Source organism: uncultured Sphingomonas sp. (assembly GCF_937859915.1).
GTDB lineage: Bacteria > Pseudomonadota > Alphaproteobacteria > Sphingomonadales > Sphingomonadaceae > Solisphingomonas.
This window is the reverse complement of sequence record NZ_CALMAW010000041.1, coordinates 1-7,696: the sequence shown is the minus strand read 5'-3', so window position 1 is coordinate 7,696 and position 7,696 is coordinate 1. Positions and strand designations below refer to the sequence as shown.

Genomic DNA, 7,696 nt, shown 5'->3' with positions numbered 1-7,696 from the left:
CGGCCGCCGAGGCGGTCGCGCCCGTCGCTGGCGGCGCTGGCGGTGCTGGCGGTGCGTCGTCGCCCTGCGGGGGCGCCATATCGCGCGGACCATGTCGGCCGCCGGGGCCGTGATCGGGCGGACCCATCGGGCGGAGCGCGGTCACCTTTCCGGCCGCGTCGACCAGGAAGGACGCGTGGACGAAGCCGCGGTCGAAACGGCCCTGGACGGTGACCGGCGCGCCGGTCGCGACCAGAATGCCGTCGTCGCCCGCGCGGCCGGTGTCGACCAGCGTGCGGCCGCTGCCGTCGTCGACGACGAACTTATTGCCGTAGATCTCGACGACGCGGCCGCGAACCGTGACGATGCCGTCGGTCTTGGGCAGCGCCGCGATCGCGACCGGGCGGAGCGGCGCCATCTCGATCGCGGGCTGCAGCGCGTGGCTGGCGACGGTGCCGCCGACCCCGCCGACGACGAGCAGGCCGAGCGCGGCGGCGCCGATACGGAGGCGGCGGGTGAGGGGGATATGGTCGGTCATGATGCTGTCCTTATCGGGTTGCGATGGCATGGTTCTACCGAGTCGCGGCCCACGCCCGCTGAACCGCGCGGTTCAGTTTGGGTTTAGTGCGCGGAGCTAGGCATCCCCGCCAACCCGCGCGTGCAGGTCTTCATGGACGCGGCGTCCGATGATCATGCGCCGCGGGTATGGACGACGAAGCAGAAGGACAAAGCGATGCGCGTGCTGGTGGTCGAGGATGACGAGACGGTCGGCGCCGGGATCGTGCGCGCGCTCCGGGCCGAGCATTTCGCGGTCGATCTTGCCACCAATGGCGAGGATGGCGGCCATCTCGGTTCGACCGAATCCTATGATGCCGCGGTGCTCGATCTCGGCCTGCCGAAGCGCGACGGCATCTCGATCCTTGCCGAATGGCGCGCGACCGGACGCGACCTGCCGGTGCTGATCCTGACCGCGCGCGACGCCTGGTCGGACAAGGTGCAGGGCTTCAAGGCGGGTGCCGACGACTATCTGGTCAAGCCGTTCCGCGTCGAGGAGCTGGTGATGCGGCTGCGCGCGCTGGTCCGGCGCTCGGCGGTCCATGCCGCCAGCGTGATCCGCTGCGGCCCGATCGCGTTCGACGCGCAGACCGGCCAGTTCGAACTGGACGGTCTGCCGCTCAAGCTCACCGCGTTCGAGTGGCGCGTGCTCTCCTGCCTGATGCTCCGCAAGGAGGTGGTGATCGAGCGGCTCGACCTGCTCGAGCGCGTCTATGAGGGGGACGCCGACGTCGATTCCAATTCGCTTGAGGTGATCGTCGGGCGGCTGCGGCGCAAGATCGGGGCCGAGCGGATCGAGACGGTGCGCGGGCGTGGCTATCGGCTTACCGAAGGCGCCGCATGAGGCTGCTGCCGCGCTCGCTGTTCGGGCGGCTGCTCGCGACCGCGCTGGTCGCGATGCTCGCGGCGCTTGTCTTCGCGGCGTTCGCGATCGGGCATGTGCTCGAGCGTTTCGTCACGCACGGGCTCGACGAGCGGCTCGACGCGCAGATCGCGGTGGTCGCGCGCGCGGTCGCGCCCGATGGCCGGCTCGACCGGACGCGGGCAGTCGATGTGCCGCCGTTCGATCGCGCCGCCAGCGGCTGGATGTGGGAGATACGCGCGCCGGGCGGCACGCTGCGGTCGGCGTCGCTGGGACAGGGTGATATCGTGCCCGAGCCGGGTCCGCCGATGCGCTTCGATGCGCCGTTCGGGCCGGACGACGGCAACCGGCCGCACCCGTTCGAGGCGCAGGATGCGGCGGGGCGGCGCGTGCATGGCCGGATGCTGACGATCGCGACGCCGCAGGGCGCGGTGCGGATCGTCGCGACCGGGCCGCGCGCGGTCGTCGAGCGGCCGCTCCATGCCGCGATGACGCCGCTGCTGCTGTCACTGCTGGCGCTGGGGACGGCGATGGCGCTGGCGATCCTCGTCCAGCTGCGGATCGGGCTGCGGCCGCTTGCCGGGCTGCGGGCGGCGCTCGCCGAGGTGCGCGAGGGGCGGCGCGAACATGTCGAGGCGCGCGAGCCCGCCGAGCTGTTGCCGCTGGTCGCCGAGCTCAACGCGCTGATCGACGCCAACCGGACGTCGCTGGCGCAGGCGCGCGGCCATGTCGCCAATCTCGCGCATGGACTCAAGACGCCGCTCGCCGGGCTGCGGCTCGATCTCGCCGGGCGCGATCCCGACGGCCGGCTCGCGGACCATGTCGACCGGATCGACGCGCAGGTCCGCCACCATCTTGCACGGGCGCGAGCGGCGAGCGACGCGGGGATCGCCGCCCAGGCGACGGCGCTGGCGGGCCATGTCGACGATCTCGTCGTGGCGTTGGGGCGGATTCACGCGGCGCGGGCGATCGAGGCCGAAGTCGCGGTGGCGCCGGACCTGCGCGTGCGCTGCGATCCGCAGGATCTCGACGAGATGCTGGGCAATCTGCTCGACAATGCTTGGATGTGGGCGCGGCAATTGGTGACGATCGCGGCCGCGGCCGAGGGACGCGACATCGCGATCCGCATCACCGACGACGGCCCGGGTCTGGCCCCGGACCTGATCGCGCGGGCGACCGAGCCGGGCTGGCGGCTTGACGAGGCGTCGCCGGGGCACGGCTTCGGGCTGACGATCGCGCGCGAGCTCGCCGAGCTGCACGGCGGCGCGCTGCGGCTGGAACATGGCGTCGCGGGCGGTCTGGTCGCGACCTTGGTGTTGCGCGCGGCGGTCTGACAATACTCCCCCTCAAAGGGAAGGGGACCGCCGGCTTCGCGAACGGTCCCCCTCCCGTTCTGGGGAGGTTGAGAGAGGCGCTTATAGGTTGCCCGTCACCGCAAGGATGATCACCAGGATCACGATCAGGCCGAGGCCGCCCGACGGACCATAGCCCCAGTTGCGCGAATGGCCCCAGGTCGGAAGCGCGCCGAGCAGCGCGAGGATCAGCAGAATGATGAGGATCGTGCCAAGCATGGGATGCATCCTGTCGTTTCGGTCTGGTATCGAAACGGGCGTTTGCGAACGAGGTTCCGTGCCGGAACAGCATGTTGCAGCGCAGCGCGGCACTAACGCCGATCCGAAACAGGTTGACGGACGGGGCGTGCGGCTCCGACAAGGCCGCGAAACCGTGGGAGTGGATGATGGCGACCAAATTCGAGCCGGCGCGAGGCGCCGGCGGCTTACTCGATCGCGCGCGCACCGTCGCCGGCCCCGGCTATAATCGCTGGCTGCTGCCGCCCTGCGCACTCGCCATCCACCTGTGCATCGGCATGGCCTATGGCTTCAGCGTGTTCTGGCTGCCGCTCGGCCATGCGATCGGGATCACCGACCCGGTCGTCTGCAAGTCGATGACGCTCGTCGACGCGCTGACCACGACCAGCTGCGACTGGCGGGTGAGCGATCTCGTCTGGACCTATTCGATCTTCTTCGTCGTGCTGGGCGCGGCCGCCGCGATCTGGGGCGGCTGGCTCGAGCGCGCGGGGCCGCGCAAGGCGGGCGTCGTCGCGGCCTGCTGCTGGGTCGGCGGCATCGCGATCGGCGCGATCGGCGTCTCGTTCCACCAGCTCTGGCTGATCTGGCTCGGCACCGGGCTGATCGGCGGCATCGGCCTGGGACTTGGTTACATCTCGCCGGTCTCGACGCTGATCAAATGGTTTCCCGATCACCGCGGCATGGCGACGGGCATGGCGATCATGGGCTTCGGCGGCGGCGCGATGATCGGCAGTCCGCTCGCCGACATGCTGATGAAGCATTTCGCGAGCGCGACGCAGGTCGGCGTCTGGCAGACCTTCCTCACCCTCGCGGTCGGCTATTTCATCTTCATGATGGCGGGCGCGCTCGGCTACCGCGTCCCGCCCGAGGGCTGGGCGCCCGCCGGCTGGGTCGCACCCGCGACCAGCCGCGCGGCGATCAGCCGCTTCCACGTCCATTTGAACGACGCGCACCGCACGCCGCAATTTTGGCTGATCTGGCTGGTGCTGCTGCTCAACGTCTCGGCCTCGATCGGGATCATCGCGATCGCCTCGCCGATGCTCCAGGAGATTTTCGGCGGCCGCCTGATCGATGCGCCGGGCGTGCTGTTCTCCGCCTTCGACGACAGCCAGAAGAAGGCGGCGGCGGCGGTCGGCGCGGGCTTCGTCGGCGCGATCAGCCTGTTCAACATCGCGGGACGCTTCTTCTGGGCGTCGCTGTCGGACCGGCTCGGCCGCAAGCCGCTGTTCGCGATCCTGCTCGCGCTCGGCGCGCTGCTCTACGGGATCGCGGCACCCGCGCTGGCGGGCAGCAGCCTCGGGCTGTTCATCCTGACCTTCTGCGTGATCGCCTCGATGTACGGCGGCGGCTTCGCGACGGTGCCCGCCTATCTGGCCGACGTCTTCGGCACCAAGTTCGTCGGCGCGATCCACGGCCGGCTGCTCACCGCCTGGTCGACCGCAGGCGTGCTCGGCCCGGTGCTCGTCGCCAATCTGCGCGATCACCGCATCGCCGCGGGCATCCCCCGTGCCGAGGTCTATCCGCCGATCTATTGGGTGCTCGCCGGAATGCTCGTCGTCGGCTTCGTCGCCAATCTGCTGATCCGTCCGGTCGACGCGCGCTTCCACATGGCGGCGGACGATGCGCTGCCGATCGGTGACGGCGCTGCGACGGCGGCCTATGAAGGCGCGGCACCGGCATCTGGTGTCGGTCTCACGCTGGTGCTGGCGTGGCTCGCGGTCGGCATCCCGATCGCCTGGGGCATTTACATGACGCTGTCGAAGGCGCTGATCCTGCTCAAATGACGCGATAAAGGTCGTTACGGCGCCGCGGCGGTTCCCTGGAATCGCCGCGGTATCGCGAATAAATCCAAGGAACTAGCGCCGCGCTTAACCTTTCCTGCCGACAGAAGTCCGGCGCGCCGATCGGCGTCCGGGCGTGGCATCCGCCATCGCAGGAGCATTTCATGACCGACCGCCTCACCATGCAGGACCCGCGCGCGCAATATCCGCAGCCGCCGTTCAAGCGCCAGCCGCAGCCCGTTCCGGGGCTCGCCGCCGACATGGATCCCAAGCCCGATCATGGCGAGACGAGCTATGTCGGCCACGGTCGGCTGACCGGGCGCAAGGCGCTGATCACCGGGGGCGATTCGGGCGTCGGCCGCGCGGCTGCGATCGCCTTCGCACGCGAAGGCGCAGACGTCGCGATTTCCTATCTGCCGAGCGAGGAGGCCGACGCCAAGGAGGTGATCGCGCTGATCGAGGCCGAGGGCCGCACCGCGGTGGCGCTGCCCGGCGACATCACCGACGAGGCGTGGTGCCGCGAGCTGGTCAAGACCACGGTCGATGGCCTCGGCGGGCTCGACGTGCTGGTGATCAACGCGGGCCGGCAGCAGAACCGCCCCTCGATCGCCGAGGTGAGCTCGGACGATTTCGACAAGACGATGAAGACCAACCTTTATGCGATGCACTGGATCACGCAGGCCGCCGTCCCGCACCTCCCCGCCGGCGCCTCGGTGATCACCACCGCCTCGATCCAGGCCTATGAACCGTCCGCGATCCTGCTCGACTATGCGACCACCAAGGCCGGCATCGTCGCCTATACCAAGGCGCTGGCCAAGCAGCTGCTCGAGAAGGGCATCCGCGCCAATGTCGTGGCGCCCGGTCCGTTCTGGACGGCGCTGCAGGCGAGCGGCGGCCAGCCGCCCGAGAAGGTCGAGAAATTCGGCGAAGAGAGCGCCTATGGCCGTCCCGGTCAGCCGGTCGAGCTGGCACCCGTCTATGTGCTGCTCGCCTCGCAGGAAGCCAGCTACATCAGCGGCGAGGTCTATGGCGTGACCGGCGGGGCCGGGGTCGCATGACCCCGCGCCGCCGCGCGCCCGCCGCCGCCTGAGCGGCATGCAGATCGTCTTCATCCTGTTCGCGATTGCCGCAGGCATGACCAGCACGCTGCAGTCGGGCAGCAACAACATGCTGCAGAAGAGCCTGTCGGCTCCCTTGTGGTCGGTGGCGATCGTCTCCACGATCACGCTCGTGGCGTCGCTGCTGATTGCGCTGGTGGCGGGCGAGCGGCTGCCGACCGCCGGCACGCTCGCACAGACGCCCTGGTGGGCATGGGCCGGTGGCCTGTTCGGGGTCTGCTTCGTGCTAGCGACCGTCTATGCCTCCCCCAAGCTTGGTGCGGGCGTGTTCGTCGCGCTGATCGTCACTGCCTCGACGGTAACCTCGCTGCTGCTCGATCATTTCGGCTGGATGGGGTTCGCGGTCCACCGCGCCGGGCTTGGCCGGCTCGCCGGCGCCGCGCTGATGGTCGGGGGCGTCGCACTGATCGCGGCGTTCTGATCAAATCGCCGGCACGACGCAATCGGTCGGCAGGGCCGGCCCGTCGGATCCGTCACGCTCCAGCAATCTCCGGTTCACGCGCACCGCGTCACATGACCGCCATCGTCACGCGGGACGAATCGGAACAGGCGCGAGGAGCAAATCATGGCGGTTCGAGCAGCTGTCCGGTACGATGCGCCGCCACCTGCGGCCCCCGACGCGTCGGCCGAGATCCTGCAATGGCGCGGCGTCGGCCCGCTCGCCTTCACCCCGCTCGAGGAGCAGGTGATCGAACTTGCGCAGACCGACGGCCCGGCGAGCCTCGAGGCGCCGGGGCTGGTCGAGCGGCTGCTCAAGACGATCTTCGGGCTGCGCAGTGCGACGCGCGCGCTCGCCGATCCGCGGCTCGAGGCGCTGCGCTGCGCGGTTGTCGTCACCCGCCATCGTCACCATCTGCCCGATGCGCAGGCCGCGGCGCTGCGCGAGGCGGGCTATGCGCCGACGCAGATTCGCATGATCGAGGCGCGCGCGGTCGCAGGCTGAGGCCTGTGCCACCGAACGCCATCCCTCAGTCGAAGCGGTAGGGCACGACGTCGCGCCGCTCGGGATCGACGCGGATCGCGCGGCCCGAGGGCGGGAAGGCGCGCTGCTCGCATTGTTCCCGCGGGCAGATCCGGCAGGAGATGCCGATCGGCGTGGCGGCATCGGCGCGTGTCAAATCGAGATGATCGGCATAGACGAAGTCCGCCGCCTCACCGACCTCGCAACCGAGCGCCACCGCATAGCGGCGCGGTAGTCGTCCGAAGCTGCCGCTCTCCTTGACCAGGCCTTTCGCGATCGAGACGTAGCGCGTGCCTTCGGGCATCTGCCCGAGCTGGATCATCAGCCGGTCGGGGATCGCGACCGCCTCGTGCATGATCCACAGCGGGCAGGCGCCGCCGAAGCGCGCGAACTGGAGGCGTGTCGCCGAATGACGCTTGGTGATGTTGCCCGCCATGTCGACCCGGCAAAAGAAGAAGGCGGTGCCGCGGGCATCCGGTCGCTGCAGCGTCGAGAGGCGGTGGCACGCCTGCTCGAAGCTGACCGCGAACCGGCGGCGGAGACGATCGACGTCGTGGCGGACGCGGCGCGCCTCGGCACGGAACGCCTCGTACGGCATCAGGATCGCGCCGGCGGCATAATTGGCGAGCCCGACCGTCAACAGCCGCGCCGCCTCGGGCGAGGGGAGCCCCGCCTGCGCCAGCACCGCGTCGATCTCGTCGGCAAGCTCGATCCGCGCGAGCTGATGCGCGAGCTGGAAGGCGCGGCTCTCGGCGGGTTGCGCGGTGTCGATCGTCAGCGTCCGCGCGGCGCCGTCGAACGCGCGCAACGCCGCCGCCTCGCCGGTCGCGGCGCGGAGCGCGATGCCGTGG

9 protein-coding genes are annotated in these 7,696 nt (G+C 70.1%); 6 read left to right on the top strand and 3 right to left on the bottom strand.

The genetic code is table 11. The annotated features are described in order from the left end of the window. Positions 1-517: hypothetical protein (locus tag Q0326_RS06350; protein WP_298688298.1), on the bottom strand; the 517-nt coding region annotated here is incomplete at its 3' end. 195 nt (positions 518-712) lie between these two features. Between Q0326_RS06350 and Q0326_RS06345 the strand changes: the two genes are divergently transcribed. Both Q0326_RS06345 and Q0326_RS06340 read left to right on the top strand, forming a co-directional pair. Continuing rightward, a complete protein-coding gene (locus tag Q0326_RS06345; RefSeq protein WP_298688296.1) occupies positions 713-1,378 on the top strand; it encodes a response regulator transcription factor in 666 nt (221 codons plus the stop codon). After that, positions 1,375-2,730, top strand: coding sequence for a HAMP domain-containing sensor histidine kinase (locus tag Q0326_RS06340; RefSeq protein ID WP_298688294.1), 1,356 nt, complete (start codon positions 1,375-1,377; stop codon positions 2,728-2,730). The genes Q0326_RS06345 and Q0326_RS06340 overlap by 4 nt, the downstream gene beginning before the upstream one ends. A gap of 81 nt (positions 2,731-2,811) precedes the next feature. Here the strand turns inward: Q0326_RS06340 and Q0326_RS06335 are convergent, their stop codons facing one another. Next, entirely contained in the window at positions 2,812-2,967 is a 156-nt protein-coding gene (locus tag Q0326_RS06335; RefSeq protein ID WP_298688292.1) for a DUF3309 family protein, read from the bottom strand. A 167-nt stretch (positions 2,968-3,134) separates the two neighbouring features. On the opposite strand from Q0326_RS06335, the gene Q0326_RS06330 reads away from it, so the two are divergent. The 4 genes from Q0326_RS06330 to Q0326_RS06315 all read left to right on the top strand — a co-directional run bounded on the left by Q0326_RS06330 (position 3,135) and on the right by Q0326_RS06315 (position 6,827). After that, entirely contained in the window at positions 3,135-4,769 is a 1,635-nt protein-coding gene (locus Q0326_RS06330) for an OFA family MFS transporter (RefSeq protein WP_298688290.1), read from the top strand. A 161-nt stretch (positions 4,770-4,930) separates the two neighbouring features. After that, positions 4,931-5,824: an SDR family oxidoreductase gene (locus Q0326_RS06325; protein ID WP_298688288.1), complete on the top strand. Its 894-nt coding sequence runs from the start codon at positions 4,931-4,933 to the stop codon at positions 5,822-5,824. A gap of 37 nt (positions 5,825-5,861) precedes the next feature. Next, positions 5,862-6,305: a DMT family transporter gene (locus tag Q0326_RS06320; RefSeq protein WP_298688286.1), complete on the top strand. Its 444-nt coding sequence runs from the start codon at positions 5,862-5,864 to the stop codon at positions 6,303-6,305. 144 nt (positions 6,306-6,449) lie between these two features. Beyond that, positions 6,450-6,827: a hypothetical protein gene (locus tag Q0326_RS06315; RefSeq protein ID WP_298688284.1), complete on the top strand. Its 378-nt coding sequence runs from the start codon at positions 6,450-6,452 to the stop codon at positions 6,825-6,827. 25 nt (positions 6,828-6,852) lie between these two features. Here the strand turns inward: Q0326_RS06315 and Q0326_RS06310 are convergent. Further along, positions 6,853-7,696, bottom strand: an 844-nt coding sequence (locus Q0326_RS06310; RefSeq protein WP_298688282.1) for a short-chain fatty acyl-CoA regulator family protein, incomplete at its 5' end; no start/stop codon positions are given.

Bases quoted from the DNA above. Each gene is read 5' to 3' on its own strand.
- Q0326_RS06345 (WP_298688296.1), top strand. From the start codon at position 713: ATGCGCGTGCTGGTGGTCGAGGATGACGAGACGGTCGGCGCCGGGATC.
- Q0326_RS06340 (WP_298688294.1), top strand. From the start codon at position 1,375: ATGAGGCTGCTGCCGCGCTCGCTGTTCGGGCGGCTGCTCGCGACCGCG.
- Q0326_RS06335 (WP_298688292.1), bottom strand. From the start codon at position 2,967: ATGCTTGGCACGATCCTCATCATTCTGCTGATCCTCGCGCTGCTCGGC.
- Q0326_RS06330 (WP_298688290.1), top strand. From the start codon at position 3,135: ATGGCGACCAAATTCGAGCCGGCGCGAGGCGCCGGCGGCTTACTCGAT.
- Q0326_RS06325 (WP_298688288.1), top strand. From the start codon at position 4,931: ATGACCGACCGCCTCACCATGCAGGACCCGCGCGCGCAATATCCGCAG.
- Q0326_RS06320 (WP_298688286.1), top strand. From the start codon at position 5,862: ATGCAGATCGTCTTCATCCTGTTCGCGATTGCCGCAGGCATGACCAGC.
- Q0326_RS06315 (WP_298688284.1), top strand. From the start codon at position 6,450: ATGGCGGTTCGAGCAGCTGTCCGGTACGATGCGCCGCCACCTGCGGCC.